The sequence below is a fragment of the Pseudomonas sp. TE12234 genome (assembly GCF_054061835.1).
Genome location: NZ_JBSSEP010000003.1, coordinates 327,793 through 352,554 on the forward strand (window position 1 = coordinate 327,793; position 24,762 = coordinate 352,554).

The window sequence follows — 24,762 nt, forward strand, 5'->3', positions numbered from 1 at the left end:
GTCATCAGAACTGGAAGTACAGGAAGGGCACCGACTCACGGCTCGCGACCAGGGCGAACGCGAGCAGGAAACCCATCATCGGTGCAAATAGCGCATGGCCGACAAGCCGCGGCTCATAGCGGCTCTGCAGCACGGGCGCAATGATGTACAGCACGCCGAGCAGCGCCGCGATGCCGTGGACCGGACGCAGCGTCACCGCCAGCGCCTCACCCAATGCAAACCCGTGCAGGCCGAACTGCCCGGCATACATGGTCATTGCGCTATGGAAATCCGGAGCACGGAACAAGGTCCACGCCAGGAACACAAACAGCAGCGTCAATGTGTGCGACAGCAGTGGCGGGATGCTCGGCAGACTGGAACGCGACCACCAACGATCGACGCACAAGGCGATGCCGTGGGCCGAACCCCACAACAGGTAGTTCCAGCTATCGCCGCCGTGCCACAGGCCGGCGATGGCCATGGTCAGGAACAGGTTGCGATAGGTCTTCCATACGCCTTTACGGTTGCCACCAAGGGCGATGTACAGGTAATCGCGCAACCAGCTCGACAGCGACAAATGCCAGCGCCGCCAGAAGTCCTGGATGCTGCTGGCCAGGTACGGCCGGTTGAAGTTTTCCGGGAAGTGAAAGCCGAGCATCAGGCCCAGGCCGATGGCCATGGCGCTGTATCCGGCGAAGTCGAAAAACAGCTGCAGCGAGTAGGCCAGGCAGCCGATCCAGGCGTCGACGAAGGAAGGGTTTTCCAGATGGAAAGCGACGTCCACCAGCGGTGAAAGGGTATCGGCCACCAGCACTTTCATGCACATGCCGATCATGAAACGGCGCGCGCCCAGAGAAAAATTCTGCCAATTGAAATAGCGCTGGTTCAGCTCACGGCGCACCCAGTCATAACGAATGATCGGCCCGGCAATCGAGTGGCCGAACATCGAGATGTAGGTCGCGTAATTGATGAAGCTGCGCTCCACCGGCACCGTGTGGCGATGCACGTCCACCAGGTAGGAGATCGCCTGCAACACGATGAACGACAGCCCCGCCGGCAAGGCCACCCGCTGCCACTCCAGCGGCATGGCGCCGTAGTAAGTGATCAGGTCACTCCAGGTCCCGGCCAGGATGTTGGCGTACTTGTACCAGCACAGCACCGCCGTGTTGAACACGATCAGCGCAATCAACAGCCTCACCCGCCCTTTCGAACCCTCGCGGGCGCGATCCACCAGCAGTCCGCCGACCCAGGCGACGATGGTCAGGACCACGTGCAGGCTGAGGAACAGCGGGCTCAACCAGCCATAGAACAGCCAGCTGCCGATCAGCAGGATGACGTTGCGCCAGGCCGGTCTGGCCAGGGCATACACCAGCAGAAACGCAGGCAGAAACAGCGTCAGGAACTCGAGTGAGGCGAAGACCATGGCAGCGGCAGAATCCGATCAGTGGGACAGAGTGTCCGTGGCGTTCAGAAGACGCGGCCCGGTCGCCGAAGGCACCAGCAGCACGCTGTAGCGCTCGCCCGCTTTCAGCTCGCCCAGGTCCAGCGGCGCACCGACATTGGCGTTCGCGCACACCAGTTGCACCGACAGGCTCACCGGGTTGATAGAACGGCGCTGGACGCTGTCGACCGGCACGGCCTTGAACAGATCGGCGGTACGCCCGGCAGGACGCAGGCTCGCATCGGCACACGCGGCATCGACGTTAAAGAACGCCAGTGAGGCTTTGAGGCCATTGAAGTCATCCGGTTGCTCGCGCACGGCGACTTGCTTGATGCCATTGCCGTCCGGCAACGCGACCACGGTGGCGAATTCACCGGGCTCGATCTTCATGTCCATGGCCAGTTTCTGTGCGCCACTGACCAGGGTGCCCTTGACCGGGCTGCTCGATTGCACCGGGAAAAACAGTGATACGGGTTTGGCCGCTTCCAGGCGCATCGGTGGCTGGCCGGCCTGGGCGATCACGTCCAGCGGTGCGCTGCTGGCGTTGACGAAACGGATGAACGCCGCGTCTTCGCTGGGGCCGGTGGGGTACAGGGCAAACTCAGCCGCCAGGGCGTTCACGCTGGAAAACAGCGCCGCCACGGCGCACACCGCAGACAGGGCACGCATCACTGCTTGGCTCCCTTGTTGCTGACCGCGTCGGCCGGCAGTTTGGCCAATGCGCCACCGATGGCGTTGGCCCAGGATTTGTAACCCGCCACGGTGAAGTGCTGGCCGTCGGTGGTCACCCACTCGCCCGGCTTGGAGAAGGTCAGCGAATCGATGTAGGTGCAAGGCGCCACGTTGCTCGCCAGGAACGCCGACATCAACTTGGTGCGCGTGTCGTTCTTCTTGTACATGCCGCCTTCCTTGCCCCACGCCGGGCCGACCCACGCGCACTTGGCGCCGTTAGCGGTGATTTCCTTGGCCAGGGCGGTCACGTTCTGCCAGGCCCAGGCTTTGGGGAATACCGGTTTGTCGTAGGACGCCATGGTGTCGCCGATGACCAGCACGACCAGGTCAGGCTTGTCGGCGGCGATCAGATCCTTGATCGGCGTAGTGGTGGCTTCGCGCCCCTTGATGACGATCTTGCCGTCGCCTTTCTGCTCGGCGCCACAATCGACTTTCTTGGTGATCAGCCAGTCGCCGGCACTGGCGCCGCATGCGCCGATCGAATGCACGATCGCGCCCTGCTGGGTCAGGTTGGCTTGCAGCGGCTCCATCAAGTGGTCCGCCAGGCTCATGTGGCTTTCCCCGAGTACGAGAAGGGTCATACCGGCGAGAACGGAAGAAGGCATTTAAGTCTCCAGGAATCAGTTGGAATAAGGGGAACGGTAGGGGCTGACCGGCAATTCCATCGCGCCGTTCATGTCTTCGAACATGTAACGCAGGTACATGGCCCCCGTGAATTGTTTGTAGTCCTGAGCGTTGTCCAGGCCGAGATTGCCGCCGAGGAAGAAATTCGAACCGAATTTGTATTCCCCTGCACCGCTGAGGCTGTAGCCCACGCCGGTCTTGCTCTGGCCTTTGTAGCGCTGATTGTTGGCGGCCTGCAGGTCTTTGTCGTTCGGGAAGTAATCCGCCGCGTCCTGGTCGAAGTACTGCACGCCCACCGAGCCTTTGACCTGATAGGAGAACCGGTCGCCGCGCTGCGCCCAGGTCACTGGCACGCCTAAAGCGAAGTAGCTTTGCGGGCTGAAGTAACCGCCATGGCCGTAGGTGAAGAAGTCCTGGTTGTTCTCGAAGCTCAAGCCGGTGGCACTCAGGCCGAGGGTCAGCTTGCTGTCTTCGGCGTTGTGCAGATACCAATACACGCCGCCACCCAGTTCGGTGCGACTGTTGGATTCGACGTTGTGGCCGAGCAACTTGTGCCACGAACCGTAGCCGTAGGAGCCAACCTGCTGATCGTCATAGCTGAGCTGAGCACGGGCGCCATTGGCTGTCACGCCGCCCCACGATTGGCCGGTGCGTTCATCAGTAGTGCCGGCAAACGAGGCCACGCTGTCCGTCACCGGACGCCGCGAGACATTGACGCCATAACGCACGTTGGAGTTGTCGGCGAACGGCCGATCCACACTCACGCCACCGGCTGCGGTGCTGTACTTGAAGCCGATTGGCGTGGTGCCGAGATCGGCCTTGACGCCTTCGTCCGGGCGGGCATAGGCCACGCTCAAGCCCACGCCTTTATCCCGCTGGGAACCGGCACCGTCCGGCGACGCTCCGCCCCCGCCGAAGCGGGCCGCGGAGTCGCTACCGACACTGCCGGCATTCAGCGACACCGGGGTCACGCGCACGGCATAGCGGTTTTCGCCTGCCGGTATGTTGATCTCCAGCGGCGTTTCAACGTCGGTCATTTTGCTCAGACCTGACTCGCTGTCGTTGCTGCGGATGGTCACACCCTGGGTCACATAGCCACTGCGCTCCTGCAGGATATTGTCGAGCGCACGCTGGGCGGAACTGGCTTGATCCACCGCAACGTTGACCGTGCCCTGCGGCGCGAACGGATTACCACCGGCAGCGGCAAAACGCCCCGCCGGCAACGTCTGGCGTCCGGCAACGGGCGCTGCCATACGAGGCTGGGCTTGCCCCGGATAGGCGTCGGCCGGCAGTGCGTCATTGCTGGCCACCATGACCGGCGTGGCCGCTTCAAGCTGCGCCTGGGCCGGCGCGGGAATGCTGTCCACCGGTGCGCGGCTCACTTGATTGCGCTGGCCCGGCAAACCCACAAAGGGGTTCGGCGCGACGTTGAGGCTGTTGGCCTGGGCCGTCAGGCTGCGTTTCTGTTCGTTTTGCTCGATGGCAACGGCCTTGCGCAGCAACTCGGTGGCCTGGCTGGACTTGCCCATGCTGCGGTAGATCCGCGCGGCTTCGGTCAGCGATTGCGGATCGTAGGTTTCCAGTTTGAGGAACTGTTCCAGCGCCCGATCGGCATAGCCGTTGTCGTGGGCCTGAACCGCCGCATCGGCAGCGTTGAGCAAAATCTGCGGATCGTTGGGCTGACGCTGCAACAACGGTTTGTACAGTTCAAACGCCTTGGCATTGTCGCCATTGCTGGCGTACATGCGTGCCAGTGCCGAGACAGCACCCGCATCCCCCGGACGCGAAGCCAGAGCCGGTGCCAGGGTGTCATAGGCGGCGGCCAGATCGCCGTTTTCGCGCAGGATATCGGCCTGGCGAATGCGGTACTGATACAGCACGTCATCAAAGCGTTTGCGCGTGGCCACGCTCATCGGCTGGTTCTGCAAGCCATGCAGGATCGAGTTGACCTGTGCATCGTCACCGGTCTTGAGCAGCAGGCTGGCGTACTGCAGCATCAGGTCGGCAGACGGCGTCGGCGTCTGGGCAATGACGTCGCGCATCATCTGTTGCGCGTGTGCCGAATCCCCGGCGTCCACATAGGCCGCGGCCAGGGTCGCCATGCCGTCGGGGCTGCGGCTGGCTACCGGTTGCAAGCGGTCGAGCAAGGCCAGGGCTTCCTGGCGCTGGCCACGCTTGGCGATGCTCGCCGCCAGTTTGATTTGTACTGTCAGGGTGATCTGGTCGGCCAACTGATTCATGTCCGCCGTGCGACGTTCGGCCGGAATGCGGCTGATGGTCGCTTGCGCGGCGTTCCATTGCTCCATTTCCACCGAGAGCAAGGCACTGGTGTACAGCGCATCGATGTTGGTCGGATGGGTTTTCAGGTAGCTGTCGATCAGGTCCCGAGCCTTTTGCGGCTCGCCGGCCTTGAGGTACAGGCGCGACAGATCGAAGCGGGTCCAGACGTTATCCGGGTCGTCTTGCACCGCTTGCGCCAGGGCTTGCTGCGCAGCGCGATTATCGCCGCGCTGTTCGGCGAGTTTGGCCGCTTGCGTGGAGCGCAAGGCGCGCAGACGAGCGCCGCCGCCCATTTCGGCCTGTTGGGCCGGGGTCAAGGTGTCGAGCAGGCGCAGCGCCTCATCGGCCTGACCGGTTTGCGCCAGCACATTGACCAGACCCTGCACGGCCTGCGGGTTGCCGCGTTGCACGCTCAGCACCTGGCGATAGTTGGCCTGGGCGGCGTCCAGTTGCCCGGCCTGGGCCTGAATGTCGGCCAGGGCCAGACGCGCGTCGATACCTTTGGGGTTCAAGCGCATGGCCTGGGCAATGCTCTCTTGCGCCTTGGCCGGCTGCGTCCTGGCTTGATCGCGGGCCTGTTGCAACAATGCCCAATAGCGCACGTTGTCCAGCGCCGACTTCCAGCGGGTGCCGCCATTGGCGATGGCACGGTTGAGCAATTGCTCGGCTTCGCCGAAACGGTTTTGTTGCTGACGCACCACGCCGAGGCCACCGAGGGCATCGGCGTCGTCGGGTTTGTTTTTCAGGCGGGCGGCAAATGCCTGTTCGGCACCCGATTGATCGCCCTTCTGCAGCGCTTGCAGCCCACGCGCCACCAACGGATCTTGCTGCCAGGCCGGTGCACCGGCGGTGGTCGACTGCGACTTGCCCTTGTTGAGCAGGTCACGGATTTCCTGGTCGTCGGGATGCACTTTCAGGAAGTCATCGAACAGCGACACTTGTGAGGCGTTCGGCGGCCCCATCCACACCAGCGCCAGACGCCAGCTCTCATCGGCGTCACCGGCAATGTCGGCACGGGTCGACAGTTTGGCCAGCGCCCGGATGCCTTCCGGGCGGCTGTCTTCGTGGCGCACCAGGTGTTTGGCCAGGAACAGCGCGACAATCGAGTCGTTCGGCGTTTCGCGCAGCAAGCGTTCAAGGCCTTTACGCGCCTCGGGCCAGCCGGCGTCATTGAATGCCAGGTTGGTGTAGAACTCGCGACCGATCTTGCCTTCGGGCGTGCGCCCGGCAAACAGCTGGCGGAACACTACGGTGGCTTTGTCACGCTGGTCGCCGTCGGCCAGGCGCCGTGCCTCGTCCAGCAGGGCAATGTTCTGCGGGTCGGTCAGGGCGATGTCCTGTTCCAGTTGCGCGGCCTGCCAGGGGCGCGGCGACAATGCCTGCAAGCGCATCAGATACTGTTGTGCCTGTTGCGGTTTGTTCTGTTTGACGCCGATCAGCCCCATGCCGTACAGCGCATCGATCTGGTTGGGGTCCAGACGCAGCACCTTTTCCCAGGCTTCTGCCGCACGCGCAGCGTTATCCCGGCTCTGCCAGTATTGGCCCTGCTCCACCAGACGCGTTTGTGCGTCATTGGTTTCGGCGTGGGCAGCGGTGCCGATAAGCGCGGCGAGAATACCGACGGCTAGCGTGTGACGGCGCGGGTGCATGACGTCTCCCAAGTCAGTTTGAGCGTTCCGTCATCACGAAACTGATAGCGTTTTTCAGCCCAGCCCAGTGCGAACAGACTAAGCATGGCGTTGTAGTACAGCGGTTCGGCACGTTCGCCATCGGCTTTGGCCAGCGCCGCGTTCAAAGCCGTTTCGGCCCGACGCTGCTGCTGTTCGGCCAGCCAGGGTTGCCCCTTGGCCTGGAAGTACGGAATCAGCGCGGCAGAGTACCCGAACGGGCCCTGCCCTTCGAGCACGCCACTGATGACCTGAACCTTTTCCGGAGGAATGCCGGTGGACGCGGTGCTGTTCGACATGCCGTCCAGACGTGCCAGCAGCGGCGCGGCCAACGGGTCGGACTTGGGTGTCATGCCAGCCCACAGATAGACGCGAATCGCGTCATAACTGCCCAGCTCACCCTTGACCGGATCGACCACAAACAGGCCGGCCTTGGGCGCTGTCGCGCGATAGCCGATCCAGTCCGCCACATAACCTTTCGGGCTGGAGGCGCTGACCATTTTCACGGTGTTTTCGGCGATCTCCTTCCACGGCCCGGTCGGTGCTTCCTTGGCCAGCCGGCGCAACAGCGGCAGCGGCAGATAACTCGGGTTCAGGCGCCACAGGTGATCGGGCTGGGTGAAGCCTTCGGGGCCTGGCAAAACCATTTTGCCCAGGCCGGGCAGACTCACCACCAACTGGGTTTCGATGTTCTTGAGCAGGTGCAATGCGTCTTCGCGGTAATCCGGACGCTGCCACAGCCGCGCCGCTTCGAGCAGTGAGTAGGCGATCCAGAGGTCCGAATCGGATGCGGAGTTGGCGTCCTGCAATTGCCATTTGCCGTCCTTGCCCTGCCCCCACAACCAGCCCGGCAGACGATTGCCGATATCGGCACCGGCCATGTTGGCGGCGGTCCACTTCCACAGCGCATCGAAACGCTCGCGGTCGTTGCCGATCAGCGCAAACAGCATGCCGTAGGACTGACCTTCGGAGGTGCTGTGATTGGCCTCGACGCTGGACTCCAGCATGCGCCCGTCGTTTTGCACGAAACGCGTGGCGTAGGTTTGCCACAGCGGCCAGTCGACGCTTTTGCAGGCTGCCTGATCAGCCATGGCCGGTGTCAGGCTCAAGGACGCGAGTGTGCCGGCCAGCCAAAATACGGCCCGGCGCCAGCGGCGCTCGGGGGCAGAGTTGCATCCAGGTGTCCCGTGGCTATTCATGGCGATCTCAGTTGCTCAACCGCTGTTTGGCACGCGAACGCAGCGACAGATAGGCCAGGCAGCTGAGCAGCACGACACCCAGGCCGGTCAGCAGCAGCGTCAGACCGACGTGGCGCGACAGCATCCATTCCAGGCGTTTGAACGGGCCCAGTTCGCCGACGTAGTACTGCTCGTCCGCCACCAGGGGCTCGATGGTTTTGCCGCGCACCACCACCAGACTGCCCTGGATCGACTGGGTGTAATCCTCGCCACCGATCAGGGCATTGGTTGCATCGGCCAGGCCTTGCGGCTGGCCGCTGGCGATCACCACCACACTGCGACCGCTTTTGAGCGGCGATTCGAAACCGGTCAGGTATGTGCTGCGCGCACCGCCGGAGAAGGCCATGGCCAGACGAGCCTTGCGCTGGTTCGCCTCAGGATCCGGGCTGAACCAGTCACGCACACGCATCGGCAGATCGGACAGGTGGAAGCTTTGCTGGTCGCCGATATCGGCAGCCGGCAGGCGATCGGCCCACTGGGTCAGCAATGGCTGATTGTTGCCGGCCGCAAACACCAGCAAGTCTTTATCCGCCGCCGCCTGGACCTGCGCCGCCTGCATCACCTGCACGCCAGTGGCCGGGTATCCGGTGGACTGGCCGAAGCGGCCGAGCACCGTCAGGTACGCATCCAGCTCGGCAGCGCCGGCGTTGTCCGGCAGCACCACGGCGGTCTGCGACAGATCCGCCAGACGGGTGAACGGGAAGCCTGCGTCCTTGAATACGCCGAGGTTCGGCATGGCCATGAAGTGGTCGTAGCCAGTCAGGTCCAGGGTCGATTCCGGATCGACGCTGCCGCGCATGTTGTCGATGATGATGTCGCCACATTCGCCCTGCTTGATGTAGTCGAACATGAAGCGCAGTTGCAGGCGCGATTGCAGGGCCACCGAGTTCAACGGCAGGCGCACGCGGGTTTCGCGGTTCAGCGTGTCGTCGTTGATCTTCAGGGCTTTCAATACGCTGCTTTCGAGTTTGTCCTGAGGCAGCAGGTTCTGCGACTGGATCAAGCCATCGTTGAAGCTGACGATGAACGAGGAGTTGCTCGATTTTTCCTGTGGTGTGTAGCGGTATTTCAGGTTCAGCGGCGCCCCTTCATCACGCCAGGTAAACAGGTCTGGCGGGAAATTCAGCGGCACGGTGATGTCGCCCGGGTTGTAGCCCGACACATTGAATTGTTTGGCCGGCAGCAGCTCGCCGAGTTTGACCGGACGATCGCTCGGCAACCAGTTCGGGGCATCGTAAGGCTTGCGTGGTTGCACGGTGTCGAGCCGGTCAATCACCACGCTACTGCCCGACAGGGCCTGACTGCCCAGCACCAATGCGGTGGTGGCGGTCTTCAATTCGGCGGCGTCGCGACCGCTGATCACCAGCAACTTGCCGTTGGCGTCGTTGGGGTTGGTCATCACGCTCAGGGTCGGGCCCTTGGCCGCGGGCAGGCTCAAACCGCCGATTTGCAGCGCCTCGGGACCGCTGAGCAGCAACACGGCGTTGCCGTGGGCGGGGATCTGGTTGATCTGCGTCGAGAACCTCGCACCGCGATAACTGGCCTGGGCACCGAACCACGATGACAGGGCACCGGCCGCTTCCAGTGTGGTGTTGTCAGGCGCGCTGGCGAACACGAACGGCAGGCTCAGGGTGCGTGCATCGCGGCGGTCGAAGAATGGCAGCGGCATGATCGACAAATCGTTGGGCAGCGCCAGCGGCGACACGTCAATGCTCAGCGCGGTGGCGTTGCTGATCTTCGCCCACAGGCTGGAGTGCGTCGGATCTTCGCAACTCATGGTGTAGTGACCGACGAATTGCAGGCTCAAGCGGTTGAACTCGGTGATCAGCTGCGGCGGAATGCTGACCTCCCGGGTTTGCAATTGCCCGGCGTTTTCCTTGGGCAATGGCAGGCTCGCGGCCACTTCATCGTTGACGATGACGTTGATCTGCGACAGATCAGCCAGCAAGGCCGGTGAATAGGTGTACTGCAACTTCAGTCTGGCGCCGGTCACGATGGAATCGGCGCGCACATCGAAGTTGACGCTATCGGTGGACTCCACGCCGCGCAGGCTCATCGGATAATTGCGGCCCAGTTGCTTGAGCGTCACGCTGTAGCTGTTGGCGCCGGGCGCGACATCCGCTGGCGCAGTCTCGGCGAATGCCGACGCGCCACCACCCATTGCCAGCAAGGCGCACGTCATGCGTACCAGGGCGCGGCGAGGCTCGCGCAGGTTACCGAAAGCGAAAGACTTCGAGTTCATCACTTGTCCAAAACGTTTTCCAGGGTGGACGGGGAGACGTGGCGACGGCGGAACAGGTTCCGCACTTCCATGACCGTTGCTTTGAAGAGTTCGTAGATACCGCGAAGACCAATGCCGCTGACATCGCGCAAGGCAGCCAGCGGTGTATCGACCTGGCCATTGCCCCAGGTCGATGCCCAGGTGTCGGCGCGGGAGAATGTCAGGCGAATCAGCTCGCTTTGCTGACGCAAGGTCAACTGATCGAATTGCGCGCCCAACAGCCCCTCGCGACTGAATACGACGACGGCAGGGAACACACTCAGCTGTTGATTGCGGAACAGCGATATCTGTACCCGTTCGCCCTTGGGAATCTCGATGCCTTCCGGCAAACGGAACCCCAGGCCTTTTTGCGAGAAGTCCTGCGTCACGCCTTCCATCACGGTGCCATCGGCGCGAGTCAGACGCATCGGCAGGGCCGCCGCCACCCGTGGTTCGGAACGCACCTGGCGGGTTTCGCTGGCCACCGCCACCGAGGCACTGGTGATGATGAGGTTGTAGACCGTCCACGCCAGGTTGATCAGGATGGTGGTGGTGGCGCCCTCGGCACCTTCGATCAGGCGCACCACGCCATAGATCAGACCCGCGGCGTTCAAGGTCAGCAGCACAATGTACGGGCGTGCCAATTTCCACTCGAAATATTTCTTGTCGATTACGCCACCCTTATCGGTCACGTTAAAGCCACCGAACTTGGGGTTGACCAGCGCCATCAGCACCGGGCCCATGATGTACCAGGCCAGTACCGTCTCGTAGACCTCGTTCCAGAACGAGTGGCGGAACCGCCCCTGGATACTGGAGTTGGTCAGGCTGGCGTGCAGAATGTGCGGCAATACGTAAGCGGTGATCATCAACGCCGAGGCGTGGAAAATCTGCGCATCGAAGAACAGGAACGCCAGCGGCGCGGTGAGAAAGGCCAGGCGCGGCAATCCGTAGAAAAAGTGCAGCATCGCGTTCAGGTAGCACAGGCGCTGACCCAGGTTCAGGCCTTTGCCGAACAGCGGGTTGTCTGTGCGAAAGATCTGCGCCATGCCACGTGCCCAGCGAATCCGCTGGCTGATGTGCCGCGACAGGCTTTCCGTGGCCAGGCCTGCGGCCTGGGGAATGGCCAGGTACGCGGTGTTGTAGCCGGCACGGTTCAGTTTCAGCGCGGTATGGGCGTCTTCGGTCACGGTTTCGACGGCAACGCCACCAACTTCCAGCAACGGTGCACGACGGATCACGGCACAAGAGCCGCAAAAGAACGTCGCGTTCCACAGGTCGTTGCCGTCCTGCACCAGGCCATAGAACAGTTCACCTTCGTTCGGCACGGAGCGGAACGTATTGAGGTTTTTCTCAAACGGGTCGGGCGAGAAGAAGAAGTGCGGCGTTTGCAACATCGCCAACTTCGGGTCCTTGATGAACCAGCCGACACATACCTGAAGGAAGGAGCGGGTCGGCACGTGGTCGGCGTCGAAAATCGTCACGAACTCGCCGCTGGTGACCTTGAGGGCTTCGTTCAGGTTGCCGGCCTTGGCGTGACGGTTGTTGTCCCGGACGATGTAACCCACGCCGATCTGTTCGCAGAACTCGCGGAAGTCTTCACGGCGGCCGTCGTCCAGGACGTGCACGCGCAGTTTGTCCTGCGGCCAGTCGATGGCCTGGGCGGCGAAGATGGTGACTTTCACGATGTCGAGGGTTTCGTTGTACGACGGGATGAAGACATCGACCGTAGGCCATTCGCTTGGCGGCCCGCTCATCAGTACCGGTTTGCGGCGCAGGGGCCAGGCGGTTTGCACGTAACCGAACACCAGCACGATCATCGCGTACAACTCGGCCAGGACCAGGCCGTAGCCGAACAGCATGTCGACCCAGCCCTCGAAACCCAGGGTGGAGGTAAGTCGCCAGTACAAGTAGCGCAGGGAAGCGGTCAACGACAGCCCGATGAGTATCAGCACGGTCAGGCGCCCGGGAATCTTGCGCAGCACCATTGCCGCAATAAAGCAGCCGAGGGCGAAAGCGCACTGCGAATACAACTCGAACGGCACCGTGATGATGAACAGCGCCAACAGGCCGCACAGCAGCATCACGATGACGCTCAATGCTCGACGCAATGCGGCTGGCAGGCTCTCCAGGCGATCGGAGACCGATTGTGCCCAACGCTGTGTGCGGGTTTGGTCGGCAGTGTCTGGGGCTGAGGTGTTGATCACGAGGCGTAGGACTCTGCAGCTTCCATGGATTTCAGCTGTGCCATGAGCCGGTCACTCAGCAACAGCATGTCGCGGCAAGCCTGGGACGATTCGGCCGTCAGCAGCGGGTTTTGACCATAAGCCAGTGCTTCGCCAACGGCATGGTCGAGCGTCACGACGCCCAGCAGGCGTGAACCCAGGCGGCGCTTGAGCACTTCGTGCATGTCGCTGCAGAACAGGCGAGAGCTGTCGAACTGATTGATCACGTAATTGCACAGCGGCGCCTGGCCGAGGGCCGCGCGCTCCGCCAGTAAATGCTCCATCTGGTCCAGCGTGACGAAACACGCTGCGTCGGCCGTCAGGACGACGAGCACCTGATCCGCCACCATCAAGGCCTGCGTCAGATAAGCGGTACGACCCGGTGGCGTATCAAGGACCACAACATCGTTTTCGTTCAGGTCCATGCTTGCCAGTTGCCGGGCGAGCCAGTAGCGGTCGTTTTCCAGATAGCGCTCGAGGGTGCGGCGCTCGTCCTCCGTCACCGAGCCGTAAGGCAGCAGCAATGAACCGGCCGAGCCGGCCAACAACAGTGACTTCCAGTTCTCACCCTTTAGGCTGGCGTAACCCAGGCCCGCCACGTCTGGCTCCGCCCCCAAGTGGTGTTGCAGGGCGTTTTGCGGATCGAGGTCGATGGCCAGGGTCTGCCCGCCCTCTATACGCAAGGCGGTGGCCAGTGCAGAGGCCAGCGTACTTTTACCAACGCCCCCCTTGGCCGACACCAGGGCAATTACGTGAGCCCTGGTTTTGGCCGGGCGACCCTGTGGCAACACTTGGCGCAGCGCCTCTTCGTTGCGCGCTTGCGCTTCGGCCTGACGCGCCAGCGCGACTTCAGCCAGCAGGTGGCGAAGCGGTGCGGCAGGTGTGGCAGGTGCCGGGGTATTAACAGGCGCCAAGGGAGCTTCGACGCCCTGCAAGGAATCGGCAGAAGCCTGATCGCCGGGCTGTAGCGCCGGTTGATCGGCTTCAACGACAGGCACCCGCTCAGGAGCCGTCGGCACCAGCGCCAACGGTTTTTCTTTGTACTCGAAATGGCTACCGAACTCGAGATAGCTGTCCGCACTTGCTCCGAACCTGTTGAATAGGTTCGATATATCGTCTGTACGTTTCATAAAAGACTATCCGAGGCGCTGGCACATATTGGGGAGCACGCTGCTCAAGAACTCATCGAAGCTAGCCATCAAAATGGTATCGTCAATATTTTGAACGCCGCAAGTGTAATAGTTGAACGCGATTAAAAAAACCTTTTTTATCGCCATAAAATTGACGAATTAGTGGCTTTTTTATTTGGCGCGTCCTGTTTGCTCTGGCTGCCCAACTGTGCCGCAGGCGAATAACTACGGGGGCTGGCGGCGGCGCGGGATTATCCAGTAAGCACCGGAAAGGCGCACATGGTTTGCGCCGGATGGCACCTCGGTAGATGGACGGCAATCTGAAGATATTGCCAACTCTCAAAGCAATTCGCGGACCATATGAACTATGGTTATAGGCTACATTGTTTGGAATTCAGATATATATGTTCCAAATCAATGTCTTAGTTCCAACGTGGGGATTTTCTTTCCGACAACGACCTGCACGTGATGACACTCAGTGCAATTGTGAGAGCAAAGAGTGTGCGGTGCGCCCTCTATCAGCGCGATGTTGGCTATGCTGCTGACAGCATGACGCTGTTCACTTATGAGGGAAGTTCGATGTTCTACGTGCAACGCGATTCAGACGGCCAACTGCTGCGCGTGGAAGCCGAAGCTTACGCCGGGTCCACGGAAACGCTGCCGGCCGACCACCCTGACCTTCAGGCCTGGTTCGCCAACGAAATCATGGCCACCAGCCACAAGCAACTGCAGCAGATCAAACAGCTCAAGCAACTGCGCCAGAGCGACCTGGAAATGATCCGGGTACTCGACGACTTGATCGCCGTACTGATCAACAAGGGCGTGATCCTGGTCACCGACCTGCCAGCGCCGGCACAGGCCAAACTCATGGACCGCAGCCAGGCCCGTGAGGCCTTGGGCGGGTTGAGTCAGCTGGTTGAGGACGATGAGGAAGGGTTTATCTGATGCTTCGCTGGCTGTACCGACGCCATCGCGAGCAAGCTCGCTCCCACCCTTGCGCGGTGGCGGTCGCAGGATGTGCGAGCAATACACAAACCTGTGGGAACGAGCTTGCTCGCGATGGCGGCATCACTGACGACACAAACCCAACGCCCTAAGCCCAAGGCTTGGGCTCACCCAACAGCCGCCCCTGGACGCCATACACCCCCATTTCCCGAATCACCCTCAACTCCCCTTCGGTCTCGACCCGCTCGGCAATCAATGGCAAATCGATACTGTGGGCGGCGCGCTGAACCGCTTCGATGAACAGGCGCTTGTCGTTCTCCTGATCAATCGCGCGGATGTAGCTGCCGTCGATTTTCAGGTACGCCAACCCCAGACGCGCCAGGTTACCGATGATGCTGAAGCGGCCGCCAAAGTGCTGCAGGCTCAGCGAGAACCCGAGCTCACGCAAACGCCGCGTCAGGTCTTCGAGCATAGCTTGCTCCGGCAATTGCTCTTCGCCGATTTCCAGGGTCAGCCGCGGCCCCAGGCTGGAGTGCGAACGCAGTGTCTCGAAGAGGGCATTCAACGCTTTCGGGTCGTCCAGGGTCGCCGATGACAGGTTCAGTGCCAGCGACTCCTCGTGATCGCCCATCTGCTCCAGCACCAGCTCCAGCATCAGCCGGTCCAATCGTGACACCCAGCCGAACCGTTCGAGCCACGGCAGGAAGCCTCCAGCCGGGATGATCTGGCCCTGGTCGTCGATCAGCCGCGAAAGCACTTTGTAGTGCAACACCAGTTGAGTGTCCTGGCTGGCCACCACCGGCTGAAAATACAACTTGAATCGCCGCTGGGTCAGCGCCTGATCCAGCAGGTTGTGCCAGGTATGATGGTCGTCGCCGACGCCGGCCAAGGCACTGCGATCCAGGCAGACCCAGTGCGTGTCGGTCTGACCTTCGGCCTGCGCCAATGCCTGATCGGCCAATGCAAGCACCGCCTGCGGAGTATCGCCATGAATAAACGGCGCCAGCCCGATCGCCGCCACCGAGGCGACGTCCGTGGCACCGGTCGCATGCAGGCTGGCCAGGGCGATGTCGAGATGCTGCGCCAGTTGCAGGGCTTCCTCACGCACCAGTCCTGGCGCCAGCACGGCAAATTCGCCCCCCCGAATCCGCGTGACGAGGTTGTGCGTCTCCGGGTATCTGGCGCACTCGCGGGACAACTGCTGGCCCACCGCCTGAAGCAAGGCGTCAGTACGCTGTCCACCCAAACGCTGGTTCAGCCCGGCCAGGTCCTGCACGCGCAGCAGCAACAAATACCCGGAGCTGGCCTGCTCGGGATTGCTCACCCGCGCATTGAGCTGCATTTCGAAGTAACGCCGGTTGGCCAACCCGGTCAGGTTGTCCTGATAGGACTCGACCCGCAGTTTTTCACTGCGCTCGGCCTGTTCATGAAACAGCGCCTTGAGCTTCTCGACCATTTGGTTCATGGCCAGCACCACTCGACGCAATTCCGGTGTGCGAGGCAACTCGGGCAGGCTGAGAAATTCGCGTCGGGCAATCGCGTGGGACTGCTGGACCATGTAATCGAGCGGCTTCAATTGCCGACGCAGCAACAGCGCGCCCAATACCGCGCTGACCACGCCACAGGCCAGCAACCAGCCCAGGCTGCCCAGCGCGCTCTGCCACAATTTGGCCAGCGCAAACATCGGGTGACTGACCACCTCGACCCGCGCCGCCTGCTCCCAGCCACGACTGACAATCGCATCGCCCCCGGCGGGCTCCAGGCCAATCAGTTTGACGAACCAGTCCGGCACATGGGCATCGGTCGGGATGCCGCTGCGTTCGACCAGGGTCTGTTCGGTTTTCAGGTCGACGACGCGGATGCTTGCGTAGTAGCCGCTGTCGAAGATCGAACTGACTAACAACTCGACCATCGCCGGGTCATCGATGTTTGGCGTCAGGGACAGCGCCAGCGCCGTCGCAGCGTCCTGAGCATGGGAGCGCAACTGGTTGACATACTGGGCGCGCGAGCTCTCCAGGCTCACCATGAAGTTGCCGGTGAAGGCGACGACCAGGAACAGACAGATAGCAATCAACAGCTGTTTGAACAAAGACATCTGAGGGCGTGCTCCTAATTAGTCGTCTCGACCGGAAATCCTTCGGCCTGCATTTTTTTCAGCACATCCTGCCAACGGGACAGGCGTTTGGTGTCACCGACCTTCTGGTTGCCCTTGGCACCCGGTAACCACAACCCCTCTGCGTTAAAGGCGTAGACCGGCAGCAAATCCGTTCGTTGGCTGGCCGGCTTGATCGTATCGATCAGGCTATCGAGCACCATCGGCATGGCGTCCGGGCTTGAGTAGTAGGTCAATACCATGTGCGCGCGATTCAGACTCAGCGCCTTTACGTAGGTGATGCGCAGTTTTTCACTGGCAATGCCGAGATGGCGCAGGCTGAAATACTTGGCGATCGCGTAGTCTTCGCAATCGCCCGCACCTTTCCACAGGGCTTCGATGGGTGTTGCCCAGTAATCCTCCTGGTGCCACAGATCGATGTCCTCGACGTAGCGCAGCTGTTTATTGAAGAACCGATTGACTACATTCAGCTGTTCCAGCTCGCTGACCTGCTTCTGGGTCGCCAATAAGTGTTGCCAATCATCAATGCGCTTCTGGCCCTCACCCAAAGGTCCGTACAATGCCCGCGCCCGGCCGCTGATCAGGGAAAAATCCCAATCGGCCTGCACACCGCCCAGCAGGACGCCGGCCAGCAGCAACGCGCCGAATAGCCAGCGCAACATCCGGGAAATCGGGAAACGTACCGCCAATGCCAGGCATCCAGGGTAGTCAGAGGGAAGTCGGTTGATGGTGTAGGTTAGCCCGGTAAAAAACAACGGTACGCTGAGATCACTGGCGGCACGCTAAACTGAGAGAAGGTGCTCTGTCGGGCGTTTGACAACCCCTCAGGCCACCACTAGTGTCAGTTGGATCCAAAAATACAAGTCAATCATGGTGCGTAGTAGTGACACAAAAGCCCAACCCTCTGAGCAGTATTAAGGTCAACGGGCCGATTCCCGCTCACCTGGCACGCTCGGTGATTGAAGAAACCCTTCGCGCGGCCATTCTCGACGGCCGTATTCCCTGCGGTGCAGCCCTGCGTCAGCAAGACCTGGCCGATCTGTTTGGCGTTAGCCGCATGCCCGTGCGCGAAGCTTTGCGCCAGCTCGAAGCCCAGGCATTGCTTAGCGTGACTGCCCATAAAGGCGCCGTGGTCGCCCCGCTGGTCCAGGGTGATGCCGTGGAAACCTATGCCCTGCGCATCCTGCTGGAGTCCGAAGCGCTGAGATTATCGATTCCGTTTCTTGAAGGCGCGGATATCGAACAGGCAACCCGCTACATCGAGGAACTGGAAAGAGAACAGGACTACACCGAAATCGGCCGACTCAATCGCCTGTTTCACATGTCGCTGTACAGCAAAGCCCCTAACCGTCGACTGCTGAAGCTGGTCGAAGACGGGTTGATCGAGGAAGAGCGCTTTCTGCGCTTCAATCTGGAAGCCATGGGCCTGGGCAAGTTGTCCCAGGAAGATCACCGGGCACTGCTGCGGGCTGCCGAAGAGCGGGACGTCGAAAAGTCGGTGGAGCTACTCGAACACCACCTCAATCGTGCGGTCGAGGTCATCACTCGCTACCTGGCCAGCCCTGAGGCTGAACGCATCAAAACCTCGAAATGACCCCCGTTGACCTGTGGCGATAGCGCCACAGGTCCAGTGTCACGCTTGAAGCCGCACGATCCACTTACAAATTTCCCCCCCCCGCCCCCCTCCCGGACCCTCATACGCCGGTGATAGCGGCTGCCTTGCATTACGCTCACTCTTGGGTCGACAAAAAACCATGAACGGGGGGACGCATGCTAACGCTGGCGCAGTCCCCGCACCAGGAACGTACGGAAGGAGCCTTGCCTCGGGAATGGAAGAATCGGTGTCACCCCCGTCAAACTTCCGCCCCTTTCAAATCACCTCAATCATCTGCGTGAAAAAGTTACTTCGAGTGAGGCACTCACTCTTTATCTAAATTCTTACTTATATAACTAGGAAGGAGTAACTACACCCAAATAAAGCTTATATATAAAGCTTTATTGGGCCAGCTCACACCCAGGAAAGTTTAACTTTAAAAACATTTAAAAATAACTTGCTCAAGTCTTAATTCATGTACTAATTTTTCCACACCGTCAGCCAGCAATGGCCGGTACTGCAATAACACGCCAATCGCATTACAACTAAAACCCATCAATTCATTTGAGGCGCCCGCTCGCCAGCGAAAAAGTTCACTCAACAGCCGACGCTTTAACACATCACATTTGACTATTTAGAGGTTCACCCATGAAACCCACTAAAGACCGTCTCGCCCAGAAAAAAGCCGAACTTGCTGCACACCCGATATTCCGCGAAATACATTCATTGTCGGCATTACAGCATTTCATGGAAACCCATGTGTTTGCGGTATGGGATTTCATGTCACTGACCAAGCGCCTGCAGCAGGAACTGACTTGCACCCACTTGCCCTGGCTTCCCCCAAGGGACCCGCAGGCAGCGCGATTGATCAACGAGATCGTGCTGGGTGAAGAGTCCGATGCGCGTCCGGATCACGGTCACTACAGCCACTTCGAGCTGTACCTGGATGCGATGCGCGAAGTCGGTGCCAATACCGCCGCCATCGAGCGCTTCGTAACGCTGCAACAAGAAGGGGTGAATTACGACGTGGCGCTGCAAAGCGTCGAGGTCGATCCGGCGACCGCGCGGTTTGTGCGCCAAACGTTGCACACCGCACTGCATGCGCCGGACCACAGCGTGGCGGCGGCGTTCCTGCATGGTCGCGAGAGCGTCATTCCACCGATGTTCCAGCGCATTCTCGACGACTGGGGCATCGGCATTGAACAAGCCCCCACCTTTCGCTACTACCTCGAACGGCACATTGAAGTCGACTCTGAAGACCACGGCCCGGCTGCGGAAAAACTTCTCGACCGACTGATCGATGGCGATCCGCATCGTGAAGAAGACATGTACGCCAGCGCAATCGCCGCCGTGGAAAGCCGCATCGCGCTATGGGACGGGCTGCGCCTGAGCATGAGCCAACGCAGCACGCAGGTGAGCGCATGAACGCCGCCGACTACCAATCCTTCGCCGACGCCTGGGAAAGCCGCGCGACCATTCGCACACGCCCGCGTCGCGTGCTGGAGAACGACGACAAACTGATCTATCCGCTGAGCCGCCAACCGCTGGTGCTCGGTGAAACCTTCCTGCGCGAGTGCCCGCAGCTGCGCGACTTTGCCCTGGTGCAGACGCTCTACAAATTCATCAACGACGTGGTGATTTTCGAAACAGAGATCGTCGACAAGACCGCCCGCAACATTGCCAAGAATCGCTTCGACGTGACCTTCCCGTTCGCCTGCCGTTATGACGCCATGACGGTGGTCGTGGACGAGGATTACCACGCCTTGGTGGCGATGGATTTCATGCAGCAGACCGTCGCCATGACTGGCATCGCGCCCATCGAGCTGCCAGGCGAAATCGAGCTGAGCCGGGCTATACCGGCGGCCGTGGCACTCGCGCCGCAGCACCTGCGTGGCGCCGTGGAACTGATCTGCGTGGCCATCGCCGAAAACACCGTGACCGGCGATGTGGCAGCCTTCGCCAAGGACGACACGATCAAGCAATCGATCAAGGGCCTGATGGCCGATCACTTGCTCGATGAAGGCCGGCACTCCGGTTTCTGGTCACGGATGGTGCGCATCTACTGGCACACCGCAAGCGAGGGCGACCGCCACTGCATCGCGCAGATTCTGCCGGTGTTCATCGGCCACTACCTGACCAACGATATCCAGAGGTCCTTTGATTTGCGCTTGATCGATGCCCTGCCGATCAGCGACAGGGTGCGCCACGCCCTCAGGAATGAAGTGTCCGGAGTGGCCTTTCCAATCAATCGCCATCACCCGCTGGTCGCCAACATCGTGCAGTTCTTCCGCAGCAGTTCGCTGCTGGATTCGCCGTGCGTGCAAAGCGCCTTGCGCGATTACTTGATTTGACGAGGAGCCCCTCATGAGACGTCTGGACATACTGCTCGTTGGACAAAGCCGGGCCTTGACCGACCTGGCGCAGGAACTCGAAAAACACGGCCATGCACTGTCCCGGGTGACAACAATTGATGAACCGGCACCCACGCCTGTGGATTTGTTGATCGACGATGCCACGCTACCGATTCGAGGCTTCGACGATGTGCCGCGACTGACGCTGCAACTGGGTGTTGGCCTGCCGGGCCCTTGCGGATTGCCATCGCTGGACTTGCTGTGCCTGTGCGGCTCGACGTTGATCAGTCGCGTGTCGATGGCCGATGAGCCCTCGGGCAATGGCCAGGCATTGCGTCTGCGGACCGTGGCGGAACTGGTGGACCATGTGGCGCTGCTGGTCAGCCGCTATTCCCGTGACGCCGACTATTGGCTGCTCGCCGAGCCCGTCACTTCTGCGCACTTCGAAAGCGTGGAGAGCCTGATGTTTCTCGAGCGCCTAGCCTTTGTCCACCGGCTCAATGCCACCGCCGAGCCGCGCCTGCAACAACGGGCGCAGACACCGATGATTGAACGCCTGGAACAACGCTTCATTCAGTCGGCCGGTTGCCGTGCACTGACTGTTTCCGGCACCGCCCTCGATTACCGGCAATTGCATGACCTCAGCCGCGCCATTGCCCAACGTTTACAACCGCTGCTGGCCGGGCATCAGGGGCCTCCGGTGATCGGCATCTGCCTGCCCAAGTGCAGCGCGCTGTATGCGGGCATCCTGGCGATCCTGGGCCACGGTGCGGTGTACCTGCCGCTGGAGCCAAGCCATCCGCTGCAACGTCAGCAGTACATTCTGTCGGACGCTGGCGCGGTGTTGCTGCTGCATGACGGTCAGCATCCACTCGCGTCAGAAGTCGTAGGGCTCGACATTACCCGTATCGACTTAGATGAGGTGGATCTTGATCAACCGCTGATGCGCCAACGCCCCGCGCTCGATGCACCGTGCATGGCGCTCTATACCTCGGGCACCACCGGCCACCCCAAAGGGGTGCTACTCAGCCAGGCCAACCTCGCCCACTTCACCGCGTGGTACGCCGATTATGTCCAATTGACCGAGAACAGCCGTGTATTGCAGTTTTCGTCGTTGGGTTTCGATTCGTCGTTGATCGATATTTTCCCGACCTTGCTCCAAGGCGCCGAACTTATCGTGCCCAGTGATGACCAGCGTCGTGACCCGCTACAACTGGTTCAACTGATCCGGCACAACCGTCTGAGCCACGCATTTTTACCGCCAGCATTGCTGAGCGTTTTGCCGCTTGAACAACTGCAAGACCTCGGGCACGTGATGACCGGCGGCGATGTCTGCGAACCTTGGGTCATTCAGCAGCTGAGCCGCCAGGGCAGGCTCTACAACCTCTATGGCCCAACCGAAGCCACGGTACTGATAACCGCGAGGCGACTGCAGGCCGGCGATAACAATCGATCGCTCGGCGGGCCGATTGCCAATAGCCAGGTGCTGATTCTCGATGACGATTTGCAGCCAGTGCCCGAGCAGACCGTTGGCGAGCTGTACATTGTCGGGCCGGGTGTGTGCCTGGGTTACCTGAATAACCCGCAACAGACCGCCGAACGCTATTTGTCCCTGAACCTGCCCGACGGCCAGATCCTGCGTGCCTATCGCACTGGCGACATGGCGAAGTGGACCGCTGAGGGAGTCGAGCTGTGTGGGCGGCGTGATAATCAAGTGAAAATTCGCGGTTTCCGGGTCGAGCCGGAGGAGATTGAACGTTGCCTGCGCGACAGCCAGCTGTACCGCCAGGTGGCGGTGGTCATTGATAGCCATCGACGAATACTGGCTTTCCTTGCGCAACCTCAGGGATACCCCATCGGTATCGCTCGCGAAGCGTTAAAGGCCCATGCGGCGCAGTACCTGCCGGACTACATGCAGCCCTGCGCCTGGACTGAACTGCCGAGCCTGCCATACGCCAGTAACGGCAAAGTCGATCGCAAGGCGCTGCTGGAGATGCCGGTCAGCATCAGCGAAAACACCCCTCGCCGCCTGCCTGCCAACGTTGATGAAACGCGGCTTCTGGCGATCTGGTCTGAACTGCTGGAATTGCCGATCCACGATATTTCTACTGACGAAAGCTTCTTCAACCTGGGAGGACATTCGATCCTGCTATCGCGAATGCTTCTGCGTCTACGCGAAGAGTTCGGCCGCAGCATTTCGATCAACCGCTTCATCGAACTCCCCACCATCGAAAAACTCGCGACCCTGGTACGCGGCTCTGACACGGAAGAAGCCCTGAGCGAACGAGCCATAACCGATGCCGAGCGCACGCTGGATGTGCAGCCTTTGCCCGCGAGCCGCATGGGTGATGTGCACAAGGTGATCGTCACCGGCGCCAACAGTTTTGTGGGCGTGCACATTGTCGAAGCGCTGCTGGCCGCGGGTGCCAGTGAAATCGCGTGCCTGGTACGCGAAGGCGAAGGGCAATCGGCTGCCGAGCGCTTTGCCCAGGCGTTACGGGAAAACCGTCTGGAGCATTTGGATCTGAGTCGGGTTCGGGTCTACGCGGCCGACATTGCCCGGCCGGCACTGGGACTGGCTACAGATGTGTACGAGCGATTGGATCGAGAGTTCGGCGCCTTGGTGCACAATGCTGCCAACGTCAATCACGTGCTCGATTATGAGTCGCTGGCGCGGGACAACGTCGAGCCGATTTTCGAGTGTCTGCGGCTTTGCGAAGGACGCAGCAAAAAGATCTTCAACTTCGTCTCTACGCTCTCGGCCTCCAGCACGATTTCCGCCGAAGGCCGGGTACTTGAGTTACCCGCCGCGCCGACTCCGCCGATCTACATCAAGAACGGCTACAACCTGTCCAAGTGGGTCGGCGAGCGGATCCTCGAACGTGCCCGGGAACGCGGCGTGCAGGTCAATCTCTATCGCCCTGGCAACATCAGTTTCAATAGCCTCTCGGGAGTGTGCCAACCGCACAAGAACCGTTTGATGCTGATGCTCAAAGGTTCGATCCAGCTTGGGCAGGTACCGGAGTTCACGTTGAATTTCGACCTGATGCCGGTGGATTTCCTTGCCCGCTTTATTGCCTTTCATGCCGGACGTTATGAGCCGGACAGGTCGGTCTTCAACCTGCACAACCCCGAACCCCTGGATTGGGGCACCTACGTTGCGTCTTTTCGCGAAGCAGGTCGCGAATTTTCCTTGGTCAGTGTCACCGACTGGCAGCAGCAACTGGGCCGAGTCGACAGCGACAACGCGCTGTTCGGGGTGGTGGGTTTCTACCTCAACGGCTTCGAGGAAGACATAGGCGACATCTCCATGATCGGTCATGACAACGCCAAAGCCGGCGTCCGGCAAATGGGCGCGCGCTACCCGGAAAAGTCCCCGGCGCTACTGCGACGCGGTTGCGACTACCTCAAAGACATTAATTTCATTTGATTCATCCCAACCAAGAACGGAGCAAAATCATGAACACTCTGCAACCCGATACCTTGATCAAAAACCCGCAAGGCTGCCAGGTCGTGTCTTCGGTGGAAGTACTGGCCGATGCTGCGCAAGTCTGGGCCGTGGTCGGCAACTTTGCCGGCTTCGATCAATTCATTCCGGCGCTGTCGCACATCGAGATGACCGGCGAGGGCGTGTCGTCCCTGCGCAAGAAGATTTTCAGGGACGGCAATCTGGTAGTCGAACAACTCAACTCCCGAGACGATCACGCCCTGAGCATGACTTGGACCACGATTTACAACACCTTGGGCGTGGCCAATTTGTGGGCGGCTATGACCGTGGAATCATTGGGAGTGGGCAAATCGCGGGCCACCTGGACGATCATGGCTGAACCTGCTCAGGGTGGCGCTGAGGCACTGCCCGGGTTCAAGGACTTCGTTCAGGGCTTTGCCGATGATGCGATGAATAATGTGCTGAAGCTGTTTGCTTAAAGCTTGGCTTGCTTTATTTGCCAGCCGGTAACTTCTGCTAAATTTTAGCGATGCTGAGCCAGGTTGCTGCTGCAAAGCCAGTCTCTGAACCAGAGGCTGGTTTTTTTGTGTTTCTGGTTTTTGGCTGGTCCAGAACGACAAAACCCCTGTCTGTGTTAACAAACAGGGGTTTCGGAATTTAATCTTGACGATGACCTACTCTCACATGGGGAAACCCCACACTACCATCGGCGATGCATCGTTTCACTTCTGAGTTCGG

The 24,762-nt window shown here is 60.6% G+C and carries 16 protein-coding genes and 1 rRNA gene; 6 read left to right on the forward strand and 11 right to left on the reverse strand.

Annotation, left to right across the window (positions count from 1 at the left end):
* Positions 1-4: 4 nt before the first annotated feature.
* Genes ACVWYU_RS07985 through bcsQ form a run of 8 tightly spaced genes read right to left on the reverse strand, consistent with a single transcriptional unit; the run spans position 5 to position 13,573 of the window.
* The gene (locus ACVWYU_RS07985; protein ID WP_457372382.1) at positions 5-1,402 is read right to left on the reverse strand and encodes an MBOAT family O-acyltransferase; all 1,398 of its coding nucleotides are present in this window, start codon (positions 1,400-1,402) and stop codon (positions 5-7) included.
* An 18-nt stretch (positions 1,403-1,420) separates the two neighbouring features.
* Positions 1,421-2,089, reverse strand: coding sequence for an alginate O-acetyltransferase AlgF (locus tag ACVWYU_RS07990; protein WP_457372383.1), 669 nt, complete (start codon positions 2,087-2,089; stop codon positions 1,421-1,423).
* Complete coding sequence (locus ACVWYU_RS07995; protein WP_077186205.1) at positions 2,089-2,757, reverse strand: SGNH/GDSL hydrolase family protein; 669 nt, start codon at positions 2,755-2,757, stop codon at positions 2,089-2,091. The genes ACVWYU_RS07990 and ACVWYU_RS07995 overlap by 1 nt, the downstream gene beginning before the upstream one ends.
* 15 nt (positions 2,758-2,772) lie before the next feature.
* Positions 2,773-6,705, reverse strand: a complete 3,933-nt coding sequence (locus ACVWYU_RS08000) for a cellulose synthase subunit BcsC-related outer membrane protein (RefSeq protein WP_457372384.1) — start codon at positions 6,703-6,705, stop codon at positions 2,773-2,775.
* Positions 6,681-7,922, reverse strand: coding sequence for a cellulose synthase complex periplasmic endoglucanase BcsZ (gene bcsZ / locus ACVWYU_RS08005; RefSeq protein WP_457372385.1), 1,242 nt, complete (start codon positions 7,920-7,922; stop codon positions 6,681-6,683). The genes ACVWYU_RS08000 and bcsZ overlap by 25 nt, the downstream gene beginning before the upstream one ends.
* A 7-nt stretch (positions 7,923-7,929) precedes the next feature.
* Positions 7,930-10,203, reverse strand: a complete 2,274-nt coding sequence (gene bcsB, locus ACVWYU_RS08010; RefSeq protein WP_457372386.1) for a cellulose biosynthesis cyclic di-GMP-binding regulatory protein BcsB — start codon at positions 10,201-10,203, stop codon at positions 7,930-7,932.
* Positions 10,203-12,425 carry a UDP-forming cellulose synthase catalytic subunit gene (gene bcsA, locus ACVWYU_RS08015; RefSeq protein WP_457372387.1) on the reverse strand — a complete coding sequence of 741 codons (2,223 nt, stop codon included), beginning with the start codon at positions 12,423-12,425 and terminating at the stop codon, positions 10,203-10,205. The genes bcsB and bcsA overlap by 1 nt, the downstream gene beginning before the upstream one ends.
* Entirely contained in the window at positions 12,422-13,573 is a 1,152-nt protein-coding gene (gene bcsQ, locus ACVWYU_RS08020) for a cellulose biosynthesis protein BcsQ (RefSeq protein WP_457372388.1), read from the reverse strand. Before bcsQ ends, bcsA begins: the two co-directional genes overlap by 4 nt.
* Positions 13,574-14,152: 579 nt before the next feature.
* On the opposite strand from bcsQ, the gene ACVWYU_RS08025 reads away from it, so the two are divergent.
* On the forward strand, positions 14,153-14,518 hold the full coding sequence (locus ACVWYU_RS08025) for a tryptophan synthase subunit beta (protein WP_457372389.1): 366 nt from the start codon (positions 14,153-14,155) through the stop codon (positions 14,516-14,518).
* Positions 14,519-14,666: 148 nt separating this feature from the next.
* Here the strand turns inward: ACVWYU_RS08025 and lapD are convergent, their stop codons facing one another.
* Positions 14,667-16,613: a cyclic di-GMP receptor LapD gene (gene lapD / locus ACVWYU_RS08030; protein ID WP_457372390.1), complete on the reverse strand. Its 1,947-nt coding sequence runs from the start codon at positions 16,611-16,613 to the stop codon at positions 14,667-14,669.
* Positions 16,614-16,627: 14 nt separating this feature from the next.
* Positions 16,628-17,320 (reverse strand): cysteine protease LapG, encoded by a 693-nt coding sequence (gene lapG, locus ACVWYU_RS08035; RefSeq protein WP_457372391.1) that lies wholly within the window; start codon positions 17,318-17,320, stop codon positions 16,628-16,630.
* A 194-nt stretch (positions 17,321-17,514) separates the two neighbouring features.
* On the opposite strand from lapG, the gene ACVWYU_RS08040 reads away from it, so the two are divergent.
* The 5 genes from ACVWYU_RS08040 to ACVWYU_RS08060 all read left to right on the forward strand — a co-directional run bounded on the left by ACVWYU_RS08040 (position 17,515) and on the right by ACVWYU_RS08060 (position 24,503).
* On the forward strand, positions 17,515-18,225 hold the full coding sequence (locus ACVWYU_RS08040; RefSeq protein ID WP_457372392.1) for a GntR family transcriptional regulator: 711 nt from the start codon (positions 17,515-17,517) through the stop codon (positions 18,223-18,225).
* A 648-nt stretch (positions 18,226-18,873) separates the two neighbouring features.
* Positions 18,874-19,650: a DUF3050 domain-containing protein gene (locus tag ACVWYU_RS08045; protein ID WP_457372393.1), complete on the forward strand. Its 777-nt coding sequence runs from the start codon at positions 18,874-18,876 to the stop codon at positions 19,648-19,650.
* A complete protein-coding gene (locus ACVWYU_RS08050; RefSeq protein WP_390957995.1) occupies positions 19,647-20,576 on the forward strand; it encodes a diiron oxygenase in 930 nt (309 codons plus the stop codon). Before ACVWYU_RS08045 ends, ACVWYU_RS08050 begins: the two co-directional genes overlap by 4 nt.
* A 13-nt stretch (positions 20,577-20,589) precedes the next feature.
* Positions 20,590-24,006, forward strand: coding sequence for an amino acid adenylation domain-containing protein (locus ACVWYU_RS08055; protein WP_457372394.1), 3,417 nt, complete (start codon positions 20,590-20,592; stop codon positions 24,004-24,006).
* Positions 24,007-24,035: 29 nt separating this feature from the next.
* On the forward strand, positions 24,036-24,503 hold the full coding sequence (locus ACVWYU_RS08060; RefSeq protein WP_090327657.1) for an SRPBCC family protein: 468 nt from the start codon (positions 24,036-24,038) through the stop codon (positions 24,501-24,503).
* 182 nt (positions 24,504-24,685) lie between these two features.
* Here ACVWYU_RS08060 and rrf read toward each other — a convergent pair.
* A 5S ribosomal RNA gene (gene rrf, locus ACVWYU_RS08065) occupies positions 24,686-24,762 on the reverse strand; the annotation flags it as partial.